At 74.0% G+C, this 17,440-nt stretch carries 14 protein-coding genes, 4 tRNA genes and 2 pseudogenes; 5 read left to right on the forward strand and 15 right to left on the reverse strand.

Features of this window, described 5'->3' with window-relative positions; translation table 11 throughout:
• Positions 1-69: 69 nt before the first annotated feature.
• Together C8046_RS02710 and C8046_RS02720 are read right to left on the reverse strand one after the other, a co-directional pair.
• Positions 70-831 (reverse strand): YebC/PmpR family DNA-binding transcriptional regulator, encoded by a 762-nt coding sequence (locus tag C8046_RS02710; RefSeq protein ID WP_109228155.1) that lies wholly within the window; start codon positions 829-831, stop codon positions 70-72.
• A 205-nt stretch (positions 832-1,036) separates the two neighbouring features.
• Positions 1,037-1,663, reverse strand: coding sequence for an NUDIX hydrolase (locus C8046_RS02720; RefSeq protein WP_109228156.1), 627 nt, complete (start codon positions 1,661-1,663; stop codon positions 1,037-1,039).
• Between the two features lie 180 nt (positions 1,664-1,843).
• Here C8046_RS02720 and C8046_RS02725 point away from each other — a divergent pair, with 180 nt between their 5' ends.
• The gene (locus C8046_RS02725) at positions 1,844-2,509 is read left to right on the forward strand and encodes a hypothetical protein (protein ID WP_146197036.1); all 666 of its coding nucleotides are present in this window, start codon (positions 1,844-1,846) and stop codon (positions 2,507-2,509) included.
• Between the two features lie 12 nt (positions 2,510-2,521).
• Here C8046_RS02725 and C8046_RS02730 read toward each other — a convergent pair whose 3' ends face one another.
• The 12 genes and pseudogenes from C8046_RS02730 to C8046_RS02780 all read right to left on the reverse strand — a co-directional run bounded on the left by C8046_RS02730 (position 2,522) and on the right by C8046_RS02780 (position 10,687).
• Complete coding sequence (locus C8046_RS02730; RefSeq protein ID WP_109228158.1) at positions 2,522-3,820, reverse strand: PrsW family intramembrane metalloprotease; 1,299 nt, start codon at positions 3,818-3,820, stop codon at positions 2,522-2,524.
• 54 nt (positions 3,821-3,874) lie between these two features.
• Positions 3,875-4,447 (reverse strand): hypothetical protein, encoded by a 573-nt coding sequence (locus tag C8046_RS02735; RefSeq protein WP_109228159.1) that lies wholly within the window; start codon positions 4,445-4,447, stop codon positions 3,875-3,877.
• Positions 4,444-5,577, reverse strand: a complete 1,134-nt coding sequence (locus C8046_RS02740; RefSeq protein WP_109228160.1) for a glycosyltransferase family 4 protein — start codon at positions 5,575-5,577, stop codon at positions 4,444-4,446. The genes C8046_RS02735 and C8046_RS02740 overlap by 4 nt, the downstream gene beginning before the upstream one ends.
• On the reverse strand, positions 5,574-6,131 hold the full coding sequence (locus tag C8046_RS19675) for a hypothetical protein (RefSeq protein WP_268921356.1): 558 nt from the start codon (positions 6,129-6,131) through the stop codon (positions 5,574-5,576). The genes C8046_RS02740 and C8046_RS19675 overlap by 4 nt, the downstream gene beginning before the upstream one ends.
• Positions 6,132-6,214: 83 nt before the next feature.
• Positions 6,215-6,544, reverse strand: a pseudogene (locus C8046_RS19680) (phosphatidylinositol mannoside acyltransferase); the annotation flags it as partial.
• Positions 6,541-7,161 (reverse strand): phosphatidylinositol phosphate synthase, encoded by a 621-nt coding sequence (pgsA, locus tag C8046_RS02750; RefSeq protein ID WP_109228161.1) that lies wholly within the window; start codon positions 7,159-7,161, stop codon positions 6,541-6,543. The gene pgsA and the pseudogene C8046_RS19680, both read right to left, overlap by 4 nt.
• Positions 7,162-7,782 carry an HIT family protein gene (locus C8046_RS02755; RefSeq protein ID WP_235866052.1) on the reverse strand — a complete coding sequence of 207 codons (621 nt, stop codon included), beginning with the start codon at positions 7,780-7,782 and terminating at the stop codon, positions 7,162-7,164.
• A 2-nt stretch (positions 7,783-7,784) separates the two neighbouring features.
• Complete coding sequence (gene thrS, locus C8046_RS02760) at positions 7,785-9,806, reverse strand: threonine--tRNA ligase (protein WP_109228162.1); 2,022 nt, start codon at positions 9,804-9,806, stop codon at positions 7,785-7,787.
• A gap of 108 nt (positions 9,807-9,914) precedes the next feature.
• Positions 9,915-10,283: a DUF2200 domain-containing protein gene (locus C8046_RS02765; RefSeq protein ID WP_109228163.1), complete on the reverse strand. Its 369-nt coding sequence runs from the start codon at positions 10,281-10,283 to the stop codon at positions 9,915-9,917.
• A gap of 130 nt (positions 10,284-10,413) precedes the next feature.
• Positions 10,414-10,488: transfer RNA gene (locus tag C8046_RS02770), tRNA-Val, on the reverse strand.
• Positions 10,489-10,497: 9 nt separating this feature from the next.
• Positions 10,498-10,568 (reverse strand) — tRNA-Cys (locus tag C8046_RS02775).
• A 46-nt stretch (positions 10,569-10,614) separates the two neighbouring features.
• A tRNA-Gly gene (locus C8046_RS02780) sits at positions 10,615-10,687 on the reverse strand.
• Positions 10,688-10,845: 158 nt separating this feature from the next.
• Between C8046_RS02780 and C8046_RS02785 the strand changes: the two genes are divergently transcribed.
• Both C8046_RS02785 and C8046_RS02790 read left to right on the forward strand, forming a co-directional pair.
• A complete protein-coding gene (locus tag C8046_RS02785) occupies positions 10,846-11,691 on the forward strand; it encodes an aminotransferase class IV (RefSeq protein ID WP_109228164.1) in 846 nt (281 codons plus the stop codon).
• Positions 11,692-11,788: 97 nt separating this feature from the next.
• A tRNA-Val gene (locus tag C8046_RS02790) sits at positions 11,789-11,860 on the forward strand.
• Positions 11,861-11,931: 71 nt separating this feature from the next.
• Here the strand turns inward: C8046_RS02790 and hrpB are convergent.
• On the reverse strand, positions 11,932-14,454 hold the full coding sequence (gene hrpB, locus C8046_RS02795) for an ATP-dependent helicase HrpB (RefSeq protein WP_235866053.1): 2,523 nt from the start codon (positions 14,452-14,454) through the stop codon (positions 11,932-11,934).
• Positions 14,455-14,566: 112 nt separating this feature from the next.
• Between hrpB and C8046_RS02800 the strand changes: the two genes are divergently transcribed.
• Together C8046_RS02800 and C8046_RS20150 are read left to right on the forward strand one after the other, a co-directional pair.
• Complete coding sequence (locus C8046_RS02800) at positions 14,567-16,054, forward strand: SDR family oxidoreductase (RefSeq protein WP_109228165.1); 1,488 nt, start codon at positions 14,567-14,569, stop codon at positions 16,052-16,054.
• A 229-nt stretch (positions 16,055-16,283) separates the two neighbouring features.
• Positions 16,284-17,440, forward strand: a pseudogene (locus tag C8046_RS20150) (alpha/beta-hydrolase family protein); the annotation flags it as partial.

Raw genomic sequence — 17,440 nt, forward strand, 5'->3', positions numbered from 1 at the left:
GGCTCACGCTCGCCACTCTCGCACGCGGGGCGCCCGGCGCGGCGACGTCGACACGCCGGGCGGGAACGCTCAGTCCTCGGCGTCCAGCTCGGCCATGACCTCGTCGGAGGCGTCGAAGTTCGCGAACACCGTCTGCACGTCGTCGGAGTCCTCGAGCGCGTCGATCAGGCGCAGCACCTTGCGGGCGCCCTCGACGTCGACGTCGACCTCGACGGACGGGAGGAAGACCGCCTCGGCGGAGTCGTAGTCGAGCCCCGCTTCCTGGACGGCCTTGCGGACGGCGACGAAGTCGCTGGCGGCGCTGATGACCTCGAAGGACTCACCGAGGTCGTTGACCTCCTCCGCCCCCGCGTCGAGCACGGCCACGAGGACGTCGTCCTCGGTCAGGCCGTCGGTCTTCGGCACGACGACGACGCCGCGGCGCGAGAACAGGTAGGCCACGCTGCCGGGGTCGGCGAGCGAGCCGCCGTTGCGGCTGAACGCGAGGCGGACGTCGGCCGCGGCGCGGTTCTTGTTGTCCGTCAGGCACTCCACCAGGACCGCGATGCCGCCGGGGCCGTAGCCCTCGTACATGATCGTGTCGTACTGCGCCCCACCGGCCTCCTGGCCGGACCCGCGCTTGAGGGCACGGTCGATGTTGTCGTTGGGGACCGAGGTCTTCTTGGCCTTCTGGATCGCGTCGAAGAGCGTCGGGTTGCCCGCGGGGTCACCGCCGCCCGTGCGCGCGGCCACCTCGATGTTCTTCACGAGCTTCGCGAAGAGCTTGCCGCGCTTGGCGTCCTTCGCGGCCTTCTGGTGCTTCGTGGTGGCCCACTTGGAGTGACCCGACATGGTTCCCCGCTTCCGTCTGGTGGTGTCGACGCGCCAGGGACGGTGCCGCGTGACCGACCCCGGTCAGCGCCCCGTCCGGAGGAGCTGCCGGTGCCACCCGCACCTCCGAGGCGACCTCGGGGCGGAACGCGGTGGCGAGCAGCGCCTGCTGACGTACGGCGACGATCCTACTGGCAACCCGCGCGAGAACCTCGACCCCGGGGCCTCACGGGGCCGCGTCCGGCTCGCCGTCGCGCTCGGACGCGGCGCCCCGGGGGTCGAGGTCGCCCAGGTCGCGCACCGGGCCCGGCCACGCCCCGCCGTCCACGGGCAGCCGGGCGAGCACCTCGCTGACGAGGTCGGGCAGCTCGCTCGGGAACACCTCCACCCCGAGCGTCCGCAGGTCGGCGACGGACCACCAGCCGAGCTCGTCGACGAACGAGCGCTCGACGGCGGTCCAGCCGGCCGTGCTCAGCTCGCCGGCCTCGGGCGCGGCCGCCGTCAGCCGGTGCACGTAGAACACCTCGTGCTGCCTGACGTCGCGCGCGAAGAAGTCGAACACCGCCGACCGCCGCGCGACGGGTCCGATCAGGGTGTCGGGGTCGACGACCAGACCGGTCTCCTCGAGCACCTCCCGGGCCGCCGCCCGGGCGGGGGTCTCGCCGTCGTCGATGCCTCCCCCGACGGTGAACCACCAGGTGCGGTCGGGCTGGTCGGCGTCGTGCGCGCGGACCAGCAGGACGCGGTCCTCGGCGTCGAGCAGCAGGACGCGGGCGGCGTGCCGGAACGGGAGTCCGTCCTCGCCGATGCGCCAGCCCTCACCGGGCTGGGCGGTCTCGCCCTGGTCCGTCATCGGTCGCGCTCGGTGCGGCGACGCCGGACGACGGCGACGGCGACGGCGTGGTCCCCCGACCCGGGGACCGCTGCGGTGGCGAGGTCGGTGGACACGTCGTCGAGCCTAGCCGCGGGGCGCACCCGGGCACGGGAACACCTCGACCTGCGCCCGTCCACGCCCCTGGGTAGTGTCGAAGCGATGCGCCCCGTCGGACCTGCTGATGTGCTGCCCGTCGCCCGGACCCTCGCGCGGGCCTTCGCCCCCGGCCGCGGTGCGGTGAGGCGGACCCTCGCCGTCGCGGCGATCCCGTTCTGGCTGCTGGGAGTGCTGCTGCTGCCCGGGTACGTCCACCACCGCCGTCGCATCGTGCTGCGGGTCGCGCCCCGCGGGGGGCGCGGGGTGCGCGCGTACGGACTGCGGGCGCTGGTGCTCGTCGCCGTCGTGACCGCCCTCGCCGTCCTCGCCGCGACCTCCCCGGTCGCCGCGGCGATCGGGCTCGGTCTCGTCGCGGTCACGTGGCTGCTGGTGGTCGTCGGGCTCCTGGTGATGATGCCGAGCACGATCGAGGCGCTCGGCGCCTCGGCGCGCGTGCCGTCCAGCCCGCAGGCGCGCGCGACGGACCGCGAGCGACTGCGACAGGTCGGGTGGACCGTGGACTCCGCCGCCTCGCTCGAGCCCTCGGGCGGGCTGCAGCTCATGCGGGACCACCTCGCCGCCACGCTGCCGGCGGGCGCCGTGGTCACCGCCACGGCGGCCACGGGCAAGCACGCCCGCGTCTACACGCGCCTGGGATTCACGCCGCTGCTCTCCCAGCCGCTCAGGCTGACGCACCGGGTGCGGGAGGGCGGCGCCGGGGCGTCGTGAGGGCGAGGCTTCCTAGCGTCCGAAGGCCTGGGGGGCCGCGGCCTGGAAGGCCTGGCGGTCGGCGGAGAGCGAGGCGAGCAGCTCGGCCTCGCCCGAGCCGTGGGTGCGCAGGTCGGCGCGACCGCTGATGGCGCGCTGCCGCAGGTAGGCCAGCGACGTCGCGTCCTTCTGGAAGCGCTTCATGGCCGCGGCCGCGTTCGGACCCATCCGCGCCGCCCACGCCCTGGCCTGCGCCCGGGTGCGCAGCGAGGCGACCATCTCGATCTCGTGCGGGGCGAACCAGCCCGCGCCCGCGTACTCGGTCAGCCGCGCGCGGATCGCGGCGCTCTCCTGCCGCCGCAGCCAGAACGCGAGCACGATCGCCGCCACGAAGAGCGGGATCTGCACGAGCCCGTAGACGAGGAAGAACGTGTTCTCGTTGCCGGTCACCTGACCGAGGCTGGCGGAGGCGTTCCACAGCGCGTGGAGCGCCATCGCGCCGAGCAGACCGACCGGGAAGAGCCACCAGACCGCGGCCGCGTTGCGGTGGCGCGAGGCGATGCCGAGCGCGATGCCGATGCAGGCCGTGAACAGGATGTGCGCGAACGGCGACATCACGCCGCGCGTGAAGAAGATCGACGGCAGGATCTCGACCGCGCGGCCGAAGTAGATGATGTTCTCGGTGAACGCGAACCCGGCGGCCACGACGGCCGCGTAGACGATGCCGTCCACGACGCCGTCGAAGTACTTGCGGCGCAGCAGGAAGATCAGCAGGACGCCGAGCCCCTTCGTGGTCTCCTCCAGCACGGGCGCCGAGACCACGGCGCCGATGATGTTGGCCTGGTTCGGGTCGCCCGTGGCCTCGTAGACGGCCATCGACACGGCCGTGTTGCCGTAGAACGACAGCACCACCGAGACGCCGGCGCCCCAGAGCAGCGCGATGAGGAGCATGACCTTGGGCTCGGGCTCCCAGCGGTCGAGCCACATCACGGCCGCCAGCACGACGGCGAGCGGGATCAGCGCCGCGAGGAAGCCGATCGCGGCCGGGGCCGGGCCGACCTGGCTGAGGGCGATCCACAGGCCCCAGAGGCCGGCGAACCCGACGACGCACAGCGCCACGATCGTGCCCGTGCCGAGCCCGGCCGAGCGCTGACCGCCGTGCCAGATCGGGGGCTGCACGGGGGCCTGGCGGTCGTAGGGCGCGGGGCTGTGCCCGTAGGGACTCGCTCCTGCCGGCCCGTGGCCGTAGCCCGAGCGGTCGGCCGGGGGCCGGGACGGGGCCGGATAGGGGTTGCTGGGCGAGGACGACGGTCCCGGGTAGCCACTCGACATGGCCACCACCCTAGTGGCGGCATCCCCGCGATCGCCCGGCGAGAACGCCGCTGCTCAGGCGGCGAGCCGCGGCGGCGTGTCGTCCATCTCGAAGGTGCGCGGCATGACGGCCCGGCCGGCGAGCCGCAGGAGCCGGACGAGCGCCTGACCGCGGATGCGGACCGCCTGGGCGACCGCGTCGTTGTAGAACCGCCGGGCCATCTCGACCCGGCGCCCCGTGGCGACGATCTCGGCGATCAGCGGAACCCCGCCGTCGGCTCCGCCGTGGCCCTCGAGCGCCTGGCGCAGGATGCGGGACAGGTCGCTCTCGACGGTCTCGCGCTCGGTGGTCAGCGTGACCCGGCCCGGGTGCGGCCGTTCGGGCTCCACGCCCACCTCGAGGTCCTGGCCCGACACGATGCACGCGTCCGCGGCGCCGGCCAGCACGAGCGAGGACGCGGGATCGAGACGCCCCGAGGCGGCGAGCTCAGCCGCCTGGGCGGCGCGGCGCAGCAGCTGCGCGTCCAGCGTGGCGGCGGTCCGGGTGATCTTCTGGTGCAGCAGGTCCAGGCGGTTCGCCTTCGCGAGCACGAGCCAGACGAGGAGCACCACCACCACGACGACGGCGAGCACGGTCTCCGTGGTCACGTCGCCACCTCCTCCCGCTCACCGACGGCGAGCTCGTAGACGTCGAGGATCTGGGCGACGACGACGTCCCAGTCGTACTGCTGGCACCAGGCGGTCGCGCTGTCGCGCACCCGGGCGACGCGGCCGGGATCGGCCAGCGCGCCGACGACGGCATCCGCCAGGGCGGCGGGCGAGCCGGTCGTGAACAGCGTCCCGGCGCGACCCTCCTCCAGCACGCGGCGGAAGGCGGACAGGTCGCTCGCCACCACCCCGGCCCCGGCGGCCATCGCCTCCACCAGCACGATGCCGAAGCTCTCCCCGCCGGTCTGCGGGGCGATGTAGAGATCGACCGACCGCAGCAGCTCGGCCTTGTCGAGCTCAGAGACCTCACCGAGCAGCTCGAGCGTCCCGGGCAGCTCCTGCGCGACCTCGCGGGCGCGCGTCAGGTCGCCGCGACCGGCGACGATCACCCGGACGCCCGGCACCTCCTCGGCGATGGCGGGCAACGCGTCCAGGAGTATCCCCAACCCCTTGCGGGGCTCGTCCGTGCGTCCGAGGAAGGCCAGCGTCGGGCGCTCCGGCGTGCCCACCCAGGCGGGGCGCCGGTCGGCCCGGCGGAACAGGCCGAGCTCGACCCCGTTGGGGATCACGACGGCGTCGCCCCCCATGTGCTCCACGACGGTGCGGCGGGCCTCCTCCGAGACCGCGATGCGGGCGGCGATCCGCTCGAGGGTCGGTCGCAGCATCGGGTAGGCGAGCTGCATCGCCCTGGACCGGTCCGTGGCCGTGTGGAACGTCGCGACGACGGGCACCTCCGCCTGCCAGAGCGCGATCAGGCCGACGCTCGGGATCAGCGGCTCGTGGATGTGGAGGACGTCGAAGTCACCCTCCTCGAGCCAGCTGCGCACGCGCATCGCCGTCACGGGTCCGAACGACAGCCGGGCCACCGAGCCGTTGTAGCGCACCGCGATGCTCCGACCCGTCGCCTCGACGAAGTCGGGCACCGGGGTCTCCTCCTCCGCCGGGGCGAGCACGCTGACGTGGTGGCCCAGGCCGATGAGGCGGGCGGCGAGGTCGGTCACGTGCACCTGCACGCCGCCGGGGGCGTCCAGCGAGTACGGGCAGACGATCCCGATGCGGAGCGGCCTCACGCGGCGTCCTCGTCGGCGGACGACGAGCGCGGGACGTCGTGCAGGCGCGTGGGGTCGAGGTCGGCGAGGAACACCTTCTGCAGCATGTGCCAGTCCTGCGGGTGCTGGGCCAGCACGCCGAACAGGGAGGTCACCCAGTCCTGGGTGACGTCGTGGACCGACCGCTTGCGGCCGTCGGCGTCGCGCGTGGGGACGGCCGGGAGGAAGTGGATGACGATCCCCCAGGGCGAGCCCGCCGCCCGCCGTCGGGCGCCGCGGAGCCGCTCGTAGTAGATCGCGACGGGGTGGAGGTCGTAGCCGCCCGCGAGGGCGAGGGCCGCCGGGCCGACGGCGACGCGCGCCGCCGAGCCCGCGATCATCACCTGGGCACCGCCGGCGCTGAGGTCGCGGTCGGCCAGCAGCGGGACGACCTGCGGCTTCGACCCGGCCTGCCGGAGCAGCGCCCGGAACGTCGAGTGCGCCTGGACCGGGATGATCTCGATGCCGAGCGTGCGCCGGAAGGAGACGAACTCCTCGTACAGGCCGTCGGGGAGCTTCTCCGCCACCGTGAGCACGGGCGCGATGGCGCGCGAGGCCCACGCCCCGCCAGGTCCCAGTTGCCCCCGTGCCCGAGCGCGAGCACCGTGCTGGCGCCCTCCCGGGTGCGGCGTCGGACCTCCTCCAGGCCGATCGCGCGCACGCGCGCGTCGACCTGCGCCTGCGACCAGCCCGGCAGCTGGAACGCCTCGCCGAAGTAGCGCATGTAGGAGCGCATGCCCTGGCGTCCGAGACGCCGGACGGTCCCGGCGTCGAGATCGGGTCGGAGCCGGGCGATGTTGAGCTCGAGCTGCCGGGCGCCGCCGAGCCGCAGCGCCCAGCTGACGTCGCCGACGAGGTGGAACAGACCTCGGACCGGGGCGTCGGGAAGCTTGTGCAGGTGGCGCCACGCCAGGACGTAGAGCTGCGTGGTCGACGGGATCGGGCTCACGCGGCGGGTCCGCTCGTGTCGGCGAGGATCTGGCCGCGCACGTGCACCATGCGGTGGATCGAGGTGATGAGGCTGAGCACCGCCAGCACGACGAGGACGACGACGAGCACGATCTGCGGCACGCCGAGCCCGACGATGCCGGTGGCGACGAGGGCGATGAGGAGCCGGTCGCCGCGCTCGGCGATGCCGACCGTCGCGGTGTAGCCGATCGACTCGGCCTTCGCCCGGGCGTACGGCACGATGCTGCCGAGCACGAGGCAGGCCAGTGCCGCGACGGCGCCCACCCGCTCGCCGGCGCCGACGAGGTAGATCGCGAGGGCGGCGAACAGCGCGCCGTCGGCGAACCGGTCCAGGACCGAGTCGAGGAACGCGCCCCACGGCCCGGACGTCCCGGCGAGGCGGGCCATCGTGCCGTCGAGCACGTCGAACAGGACGAAGAACGTGATGACCATCGTCCCGGCGAACAGCTGCCCGCGGGCGATGAGCCCGAGCGAGCCGGCCATCGCACCGAGCGTGCCGATGATCGTGACGACGTCGGGGGTCAGGCCCAGGCGCAGCAGGAGCGCCGCGATCGGCCGCAGGATCTTCCCGACGACGGTGCGCAGGTGCTTGAGCATCTAGCCCTCCTCGGGGGTGGCGTCGGGCACGGCGACGGCGGTCGTCCCGCTGTGGGCGGCCCAGCCCGCCGCGAGCACGGCGCGCGTCGTGCCGAGCAGCTGCGGCAGCGGCTTGGTGCCCGCGACGATCGGCATGAAGTTGGCGTCGCCGCCCCAGCGCGGGACGACGTGCTGGTGCAGGTGCGCGGCGATGCCCGCTCCCCCGACGTCGCCCTGGTTCACCCCGAGGTTGAACCCCGCGGGCGCCGACGTCGCGCGCAGGACGCGCATCGCGCCCTGGGTGAGCTCGCCGATCTCGGCGAGCTCCGCCGTCGTGAGCTCGGGGTAGCCGGCCACGTGGCGGTAGGGCACGACCATGAGGTGGCCCGGGTTGTACGGGTAGAGGTTGAGCACGACGTACGCGAGCGCGCCGCGCGCGACGACGAGCCCGTCCACGTCCTCGCGACCGGGGATCGAGCAGAACGGGCACGCCCGCTCGCTGTCGTCCGCGGGCTTGTCGGCCCCGCCGATGTAGACCATCCGGTGGGGCGTCCACAGCCGCTGGAAGGCGTCGGGGGTCCCCGCCAGGTCGGCCGCCTCGGCCGGCACGACGGCGTCGATCCCGGTCCCGGGCTCGCTCACGCTCACACCTGGACGCGGTCGGCGATCGCCGTCCGGACGATCTCGATCGCCTCGGCCACCGGCACGCCGTTGCGCTGCGTGCCGTCGCGGAAGCGGAACGAGACGGCGCCGGCCTCGGCGTCCTCTCCCCCGGCGATGAGCACGAACGGCACCTTGTCCTTGGTGGCGTTGCGGATCTTCTTGTTGAAGCGGTCGTCGGACAGGTCGACCTCGGCCCGCACCCCAGCCGCTTTGAGCTGCTTCGCGACGTCGAGCAGGTAGTCGTTGAACGGCTCGGCGACCGGCACCGCCAGCACCTGGACGGGCGCGAGCCACGCGGGGAACGCCCCCGCGTAGTGCTCGAGCAGGACGGCGAAGAACCGTTCGATCGAGCCGAACAGGGCGCGGTGGATCATCACGGGGCGCTGACGCGACCCGTCGGCGGCCTGGTAGGTCAGGTCGAACCGCTCCGGCAGGTTGAAGTCGAGCTGGATCGTCGACATCTGCCAGGTGCGACCGATCGCGTCCTTCGCCTGGACCGAGATCTTGGGGCCGTAGAACGCGGCGCCGCCCGGGTCGGGCACGAGGTCGAGCCCCGAGGCCTCGGCGACCTCCTTGAGCGTCTGCGTCGCCTCCTCCCAGGTCGCGTCGTCACCGACGGACTTCTCGGGGTTGCGCGTGGACAGCTCGAGGTAGAAGTCCTCCAGGCCGTAGTCCTTCAGCAGGTCGAGCACGAACGTCAGCAGGCTCGTGAGCTCCTCCCGCATCTGCTCGCGCGTGGTGTAGATGTGCGCGTCGTCCTGCGTGAAGCCGCGGGCCCGGGTGAGGCCGTGCACGACGCCGGACTTCTCGTAGCGGTACACCGTGCCGAACTCGAACAGCCGCAGCGGGAGCTCGCGGTAGGAGCGGCCGCGCGCGTCGAAGATCAGGTTGTGCATCGGGCAGTTCATCGGCTTGAGGTAGTAGTCCTGCCCCTCGCGCTTGATCGTGCCGTCGGCGTGGTACTCGGCGTCGAGCTGCATGGGCGGGTACATGCCGTCGGCGTACCAGTCCAGGTGCCCCGAGACCTCGAACAGCTTGCCCTTGGTCGCGTGCGGCGAGTAGACGAACTCGTAGCCGGCCTCGATGTGGCGCTTGCGGGAGTACTCCTCCATCTCCATGCGGACGACGCCGCCCCTGGGGTGGAAGACCGCCAGACCCGACCCGATCTCGTCGGGGAAGGAGAACAGGTCCATCTCGCTGCCGAGGCGGCGGTGGTCGCGGCGCTCGGCCTCGGCCAGGCGCTCGGTGTAGGCGCGCAGCTCGTCCTTGCTCGGCCAGGCGGTGCCGTACACGCGCTGCAGCTGCGGGTTCTTCTCGCTGCCGCGCCAGTAGGCGGCGGCGCTGCGCATGAGCTGGACGCCGTTGCCGATGAGGCGGGTGGACGGCAGGTGCGGACCGCGGCAGAGGTCCTTCCAGACGACGGCCTCGGTGTCGCGACCGGCCCCGCGGACGTTGTCGTAGATCGTCAGCTCGCCGGCGCCGACCTCGACGCTCGCGCCCTCGGCCGCCTCGGCCGAGGAGCCCTTGAGCCCGATGAGCTCGAGCTTGTACGGCTCGTCGGCGAGCTCGGCGCGGGCCTCGTCCTCGGTGACGACGCGACGGCGGAAGGTCTGGCCCTCCTTGATGATGCGCCCCATCACCTTCTCGAGCTCCTTGAGCTGCTCGGGCGTGAAGGGGGTCTCGACGTCGAAGTCGTAGTAGAAGCCGTCGGTGATCGGCGGGCCGATGCCGAGCTTCGCGGACGGGTCGACCTGCTGCACGGCCTGCGCGAGGACGTGGGCCGCGGAGTGGCGCAGGATGCTCAGACCGTCCGGCGAGTCGATGGTGACGCGCTCGACGACGGCGCCGTCGGTGAGCTCGCGGCCGAGGTCGCGCAGCTCGCCGTCGACCCGGACCGCGACGACGGCGGGGCCGCCCTTCTCGCCGGCCAGGAGCGTCGTCGCCGTGGTACCCGCCTCGATCTCGGTAGGAACGCCGTCGAGGGTGAGGTGGATCGCGGGCACAGCGGACTCCAGACGAGGAAGAGGTAGGACCGCTCGAGCCTACTGCCTCGGGCCCCGCGCGGATCGGGAGCGCGCCGGTGCACCGGACGGGCCGGGCGGATCGGGCGCTCAGCCCAGGACGCGCTCGCCGCCCCGCAGGATGGACGTCATCTTCTTGCCGCGGGCGACCTCGTCCACAATCAGGTCGAGGTAGCGGATCTGCTGCATCAGCGGGTCGGAGATCTCCTGGACCTTGTGGCCGCAGATCGTGCCCGTGATGAGCGATGCGTTCGGGTTCCAGTCGGGGGCGTCGGCGAAGAAGGCCTCGAGCGTGACGTCGTCGGCGAGCACGCGCGCGATGCCGGCGTCGTCGTACCCGGTGAGCCAGGTGATCACGTGGTCGACCTCCGCCTTCGTGTGCCCCTTCCGCTCCGCCTTCGCGACGTAGTGCGGGTAGATGCTCGCGAAGCTCGTGTCGAAGATCCGGTGACGCGCCACGGTGACTCCTTGCTGGGACGGCTGGTGACGGGGAGCGTACCGGCGGGCCCGACCCGCGCTCACGCGGGGAGCGACGACGGACCCGAGAACGACGAAGGCCCGGAATCCGAGGATTCCGGGCCTTCGTGGCTGGTGGGCGATACTGGGATCGAACCAGTGACCTCTTCCGTGTCAGGGAAGCGCGCTACCGCTGCGCCAATCGCCCAGGTGTGCGAGGTGGGTACGGGATTCGAACCCGTGTATACGGCTTTGCAGGCCGCTGCCTCGCCTCTCGGCCAACCCACCGTGGCTGAGCCCCCTCGAGAGGGGGGCTCCACCCTGGGTACTTCCGAGCGGATGACGGGACTCGAACCCGCGACCCTCACCTTGGCAAGGTGATGCTCTACCAACTGAGCCACATCCGCATGCTCCGTGTTCGTGACCCGGCGCGTTTCCCCGCCGTGTCCTTCCCTCGGTGCGGAGTAGACATTAGCCCAGCATTTCCGTGAGTACCAAATCGGCAGGATTCCGCGGGTCGCGCCTCCCCGGCCACGACGGGGTCCAGGTGGCACAATCCCTTGTCATGACAACGATCGCGTGGGTCGACGGCGGCCTGGTGGACCCTGACGGCCGGTACATCTCGCTCCTGGACCACGGCTTCGTCGTGGGCGACGGAGTCTTCGAGACCTGCGAGCTGCTGGAGGGAGAGCCGTTCGCGCTGACCCGCCACCTCGCCCGGCTGCGGACCTCGGCGGTCGGTCTGGGCATCGCCCCGCCGGACGACGCCGTCGTGCGCGCGGCCGTCGCCGACGTCTCCCGGGCGTGGAACGCGGCCGAGCCCGGGGTTGTCGCGCGGCTGCGCATCACCTGGACGGCGGGCCTCGGTCCGCTCGGATCGGACCGCCACGACGGGCCGGGCACGCTGGCGGTGGCGGCCTCCGCCGTCGCGCACCACGGCGAGACGCGGGTGCACGTGGTCCCGTGGACGCGCAACGAGCGCGGCGCGCTGGCCGGCCTGAAGACGACGTCCTACGGCGAGAACGCCCTCGCGCTGGCCCGGGCGCGGGCCCACGGCGCCGGCGAGGCGATCTTCGGCAACACGCGCGGTGAGCTGTGCGAGGGCACCGGCACGAACGTGTTCCTCGAGGACTCGGACGGGCTGCTCACACCGCCGCTGAGCTCAGGCGCGCTGGCCGGCGTGACACGCGCGCTCGTGCTCGAGTGGGCGGCCGACGCCGGGATCCCGGTCCGCGAGGAGACCGTCCCGCTCAGCGCGATCCACACCGCGCAGCACGTGGCGCTGACGTCCTCGACGCGAGGGATCTCGCCGGTGGCGGCCGTCGACGGCGAGCGTCGGGAGCCGGGTCCGCTGACCCTCGCGATGGGCGAGCTGTTCCCGGTCAAGCAGCGCGAGAACCTCGACCCGTAGCGTGAGACCCAGGGGGCGAATCGGCGGGATCCCGCCGATTCGTGAACTCACCGATCCTCGGCTACTATCGTCAGGCCGCACGGTGGAAGCCGTGCTCGGGCGATTAGCTCAGCGGTAGAGCGCCTCGTTCACACCGAGGAGGTCACTGGTTCGAGACCAGTATCGCCCACCGGCACGAAGGCCCGGAGTCCCCAGCGGACCCCGGGCCTTCGTCGTTCCCCGACACGGCCGGGGCCGCGGTCAGGGCCGCTCCGGCCAGGCGTGCTTCGGGTAGCGGCCGCGCAGGTCCGAGCGGACCGCGGCGTAGCCCGTCTCCCAGAACGAGGCCATGTCGGCGGTGATCGCGGCGGGCCTGCCGGCGGGCGAGAGCAGGTGCATGACGACGGCGACGCGCCCGTCCGCCAGCAGCGGCGTGCGACGCAGCCCGAACGCGTCCTGGATCTTCACCGCGACCGCGGGCGCCGCGCCGGAGTAGTCCACCCGCGCCGACCGCCCGCTCGGCAGCGTGACGCGCTCGGGCGCGAGCTCGTCCAGACGCGACGCCGCCGGCCACGGCAGCAGCTGGCGCAGCGCCGCCACCATGTCGAGCCGTCGCAGGTCGCTCAGGGAGGAGATGCGCCGTCCCACGAGCCACTCCCCCAGGTGGTCCAGCAGCGCGGCGTCGTCGACGGCCGGCCAGGGCTCCCCGAGGTGCTCGTGCAGGAACGTCAGCCGGGTCCGCAGCGCCGTCGCCGCCTCGCCCCACCGCAGCACGCCGAGCCCCTCGCGCTCCAGGGCGTGGCGCAGCGCCACGACCACACGCTCGGGGTCGGGCTGCGCCAGCGGGCGCGAGCGCAGCTCGATCGCCCCGAGCAGGCGCACCTCGCGCGCGCGCAGCCGCCCGCCGTCGAACTCCACGACCTCGCGGTCGACCAGCAGCGCGGGCGCGGCGGCGATCGCGCCCTCCTCGTCCAGCGGCACGGCCGAGCGGATCACGGCGTCGCGCCGAGCGACCGTCCGGCCGGCGTCCGCGACGGCCAGCCAGGGCGCACCGCGTAGCGGCGAGACGTCGGGGAGCACCGCACCGGTCCCCGAGGCGAGGAGATAGGCCTCGCCGTCGGCCCGCCGTCGGGCGATGCGGTCGGGGTAGGCGAGCGCGACGACGGCGGCCGCGGCGTCGTCCTCGCCCCCCACCGCCCCCGACGCCCGCTCCGGGAGGTCGAGGGACCGGGCGCTCGCGAGCAGCTGGTCCGCCGCCCGCCGCCACTCGCCACCTCCCCGCGTCTCTCCGCGCCCGCCGCCCCCGCGTCGGCGGAGCCCCCGCAGCGCGGCCGTGAGGTCGGCGTCGGCGACCCTGACGTCCTCGCTCAGCAGCGCGACCACCTCGCTCGCACGACGTCGCCCCACCACGGCGGCGCCGTCGATCAGCGCCCGCGCGAGCCGCGGATGGGTCGGGACCTGCGCCATCGCCCGGCCGCGCGGCGTCACGGCGCCGTCGGCCCCGAGCGCGCCGAGGGCCCGGAGGGTGGCCGTCGCGGCGTCGAGGGCGGCCTCGGGCGGGGCGTCGAGCAGCGCGAGCGAGGCCACGCCGTCGCGCGACCAGCACCCCGCGGTGAGGACGAGCTCCGCCAGATCGCCCGTGAGGATCTCGGGCAGCCGGTGCGGCGCGAGCTGCGCGTGGTCGCCCTGGGTCCAGGGACGGTAGACGGCACCCGGTCCCTCACGCCCGGCGCGGCCCGCCCGCTGGGTGGCGCCGTCGCGGCTGACGGCGACCGTCACCAGGCCGGCGAGGCCCCGGGCGTGGTCGGTGCGCGACTCCCGCGCCAGGCCGGCGTCCACCACCACGCGCACGCCCGGGACCGTGACGGAGGACTCGGCCACCGCCGTCGAGACGATCACGCGCCGCCGGTCCGACGGCGTCAGCGCGCGGTCCTGCTCGCCCGCCTCGAGCCGCCCGTGCAGCCGGAGCACCTCGAGCGGTCCGGACCCGTCGGCGAGCGCGCCGAGGCGGCGGACGACGCCGTCGACCTCGCCCACCCCCGGCACGAAGACGAGCACGTCGCCCGTCCGCTCGGCCACGGCCCGCCGGACGAGGGCGGCGACGTGGTCGCCCCACTCGCGGGTCATCCCGCGGTCATCGGTGCGACGCACGGGACGCGCGGGCGGGCACCACACCTCCTCGACCGGGTGCAGCCCGCCGGGCGAGGTGACCTCGGGGGCGCCCTCACCCGCGTCGTCGGCCCACAGCCGGGCGAGCCGCGAGGACTCGAGCGTGGCGGACATCGCCACCACGAGCAGCTCGGGCCGCAGCGTCTGGCGCACCTCGTGCAGCATCGCCTGCAGCAGATCGGCGTCGATCGCCCGCTCGTGCACCTCGTCCAGCACGACGGCGGCGGTGCCCGCCAGCTCGGGGTCGCGCTGGAGCCGACGCAGCAGCACGCCGGTCGTGACGAACTCGACGCGGGTCGCCGCGCTCGTGCGCCGGTCGCCGCGAACGCTCCAGCCGACGGTGGCCCCGACGTCCTCACCGAGCAGCTGGGCGAGGCGGCGGGCGGCCGCGCGGGCCGCGAGGCGGCGCGGCTGCGTGACCACGACACGTCCGCCGTTCGGCCCGAGGAGCCGGGCCACGAGGGGCGGCACCAGGGTGGTCTTCCCGGTCCCGGGCGGGGCATGCACGACGGCGACGCCCCGCTCGCGGAGCGCGCCGGTGATCGCGGGCAGCACGGCTCCGACCGGGAGGTCGGGCGGGGCGGCGAGCATGGCGGTGATCACATCGACGGGCACCCCCGCAGTCTGCCGTGCCGGGCGCCGCCTCCCGCCGTAGACTGGCCTCCGGCCACGGCCCCCGATCAGCGGCGGATGCGACCTGGCTGCCTCCGCACCTCGTCAGGAACCCATGAGCACCTCTGCCTCCACGCTGCCCACCGACGTCTCCCCCGTCACGTTCGGTCCCGGCGTCGACCCCGCCGAGATGGCGGTCTTCCTCCGCGTCGCCGAGCAGGTCACCCGCCTCGAGCCCGGCCACCCCGACATGGCGGCCGCCCGCCGCGCCACCGCCGGCCTGTACAAGCTCGCGAAGAAGTTCCGGCGCGACGAGAAGCGACGCGCCGAGCTCGAGCACGACGCAGCGATCATCGCCGCCACCGCCACGGGCAGCCCGGGCCGGATCGACGACGAGACGCAGGGCCTGCTGCCCTCCTCGGCCGCGGCCGACCGCGCCATCGCGGGCACGCTGCTGCAGCCGCAGCCCTGCTACGTCTGCAAGAAGGACTTCACGCAGATCGACTGGTTCTACCACCAGCTCTGCCCCGAGTGCGCCGTGGTCAACCACGCCAAGCGCGACGCCCGCACCGACCTCACGGGCCGCCGGGCGCTGCTGACCGGCGGCCGCGCCAAGATCGGCATGTACATCGCGCTCAGGCTCCTGCGCGACGGCGCCGACCTCACGATCACCACGCGGTTCCCGCGCGACGCCGCCCGACGGTTCGCGGCGATGGACGACAGCGCCGACTGGCTGCACCGCCTGACGATCGTCGGCATCGACCTGCGCGACCCGGCCCAGGTCGTCGCGCTGGCCGACGAGGTCGCCTCCCGCGGCGCGCTGGACATCCTCATCAACAACGCCGCCCAGACCGTGCGACGCAGCCCCGGCGCCTACTCGGCGCTGGCCGACGCCGAGCTGCGCGAGCTCCCCGGCGACCCTGACGTCCCGACGATCACCTTCGGCCGCACCAGCGCCGCGCACCCCGCGATGCTCGCCGGCTCGGTGACGGACCTGCCCAGCACCGCCGTCGCGCCCGGCGGCGTCGCGCGCGAGGCTCTCGTGGCCGCGAGCGCGTCGCTCGAGCGCCACCTGGCGGGCACGGCGATCGACGCCGGCGGCCTGCTCCCCGACGAGGTCGACCACAACAGCTGGGTCGCCACGGTCGAGAACGTCGACCCGATGGAGCTCCTCGAGGTCCAGCTGTGCAACTCCACGGCGCCGTTCATCCTGCTCTCGCGGCTGCGCGCGGCGATGAGTGCGACGACGACCGGGCGCGCCTACGTCGTCAACGTCTCGGCGATGGAGGGGGTGTTCAACCGCGGCTACAAGGGCCCCGGCCACCCGCACACGAACATGGCCAAGGCCGCCGTGAACATGCTGACCCGCACCTCGGCGGGCGAGCTCGCCGAGCACGGCATCTACATGACCAGCGTCGACACCGGCTGGATCACCGACGAGCGTCCGCACACCACGAAGATCCGGCTCGCGCAGGAGGGCTTCCACGCGCCCCTGGACCTCGTCGACGGCGCGGCCCGCGTCTACGACCCGATCGTGCGCGGGGAGGACGGCGAGCTGCTCTTCGGGTGCTTCCTGAAGGACTACGACCGTGCCGCGTGGTGACGGCGACGCCGCCCCGACGGGTGAGGCCGACCCCGCTCCACGACGGCGGCCCGGGGGCCTCGACGCCCGCGTCCTGATCGGTCGCGCCGGTCGCGCGTCGTCCCGCCTGGGACGCTCGCTGTCGCTGACCGGCCTGGTGCTCGCCACCGCGGCCTTCGCCGCCTCGACGACGCCGTCGCTCATCCCGCGCGGCTGGCTCTACCAGGGCGTCATCTCGGCGCTGAGCCTCGTGCTCGGCTACGCCGTCGGGACCACCCTGCGGTGGGCGCTGCGACGCTTCGGCGTCACGGCGGCTCCCCGCGGCGCCCGCCGGGACACGGTGCGGCGGTGGCTGCTGGCGACCCTCGCCGTCGTCGTCCTGGTCACGCTGCTCACCGGCACGGCCTCGCAGCGTCGGCTCGCGACGCTCTGGGGCCTGCCGACGACGCCGGAGCCGCACCTGGTGACGACCGCCGTCACCGCCGTCGGGCTCGCGCTCGTGCTGCTCGCCGCCGGCCGGGGCTGCGCCGGGCCGGGGCAGCCCTCGGACGCCTGCTCGGCCGCTGGCTCCCCCGCCAGCTCGCCGGCGCGCTGGGCTTCGCGGCGGTCGTCGCGGTGGGCGTGCTGACGATCTCCGGGATCTTCCAGGACGTCGTGCTGGCCTCGATGACGGCCACCTTCACCGCCAGGGACTCCACCTCGCGGCCGGGGACGGTGGCCCCCGAGGCGGCCGAGCGCTCGGGCTCCCCCGGGTCGACGATCGCGTGGGAGAACCTCGGCTACGAGGGTCGCACCTTCGTCACCGGCGGGCTCGACCCCGCCGGCCTCACCGCCGTGACGGGGCGCGAGGCCTCGATGCCCATCCGCGTCTACGCCGGTCTCGCGGGTCACGATGACGGTCTGGGCGACGTCGACCTCGACGAGATGGCGCAGGAGGTCGTCGCCGAGCTCGACCGCACGGACGCGTGGGAGCGCGAGGTGGTCGCCGTCGTGACGACGACGGGTACCGGCTGGGTGGATCCGCTCGCCGTGCAGGCGCTCGAGCTCGTGCAGGACGGCGACACGGCGGTCGCCGCCATGCAGTACTCCGTCAACCCCAGCTGGGTGACTCTCGTGCTCGACCTCGACCAGCCCGCACGGGCGGGCCAGGCCCTGTTCGACGCCGTGCAGTCGCGCTGGGCCGAGCTGCCCGAGGGCGACCGCCCCCAGCTCGTGGCGTTCGGCGTCTCGCTCGGCTCCTACGGCAGCCAGAGCGCGTTCCCCTCGCTCGAGGACCTCACCGCCCGGGCCGACGGCGCCGTCTGGGCGGGGACGCCCCGCTTCACCCCGCTGTGGTCCGATCTCACCCGGGCCAGGGACGCGGGCTCGCCCGAGATCCACCCCGTGCTCGACGGCGGGGCGACCGCC

The sequence above is a fragment of the Serinibacter arcticus genome (assembly GCF_003121705.1).
Taxonomy (GTDB): Bacteria; Actinomycetota; Actinomycetes; order Actinomycetales; family Beutenbergiaceae; genus Litorihabitans.

Coding starts and splice junctions, on each gene's coding strand:
- C8046_RS02710 (WP_109228155.1), bottom strand. CDS start 831: ATGTCGGGTCACTCCAAGTGGGCCACCACGAAGCACCAGAAGGCCGCG.
- C8046_RS02800 (WP_109228165.1), top strand. CDS start 14,567: ATGAGCACCTCTGCCTCCACGCTGCCCACCGACGTCTCCCCCGTCACG.
- C8046_RS02725 (WP_146197036.1), top strand. CDS start 1,844: ATGCGCCCCGTCGGACCTGCTGATGTGCTGCCCGTCGCCCGGACCCTC.
- C8046_RS02720 (WP_109228156.1), bottom strand. CDS start 1,663: ATGACGGACCAGGGCGAGACCGCCCAGCCCGGTGAGGGCTGGCGCATC.
- C8046_RS02785 (WP_109228164.1), top strand. CDS start 10,846: ATGACAACGATCGCGTGGGTCGACGGCGGCCTGGTGGACCCTGACGGC.
- pgsA (WP_109228161.1), bottom strand. CDS start 7,161: ATGCTCAAGCACCTGCGCACCGTCGTCGGGAAGATCCTGCGGCCGATC.
- C8046_RS02730 (WP_109228158.1), bottom strand. CDS start 3,820: ATGTCGAGTGGCTACCCGGGACCGTCGTCCTCGCCCAGCAACCCCTAT.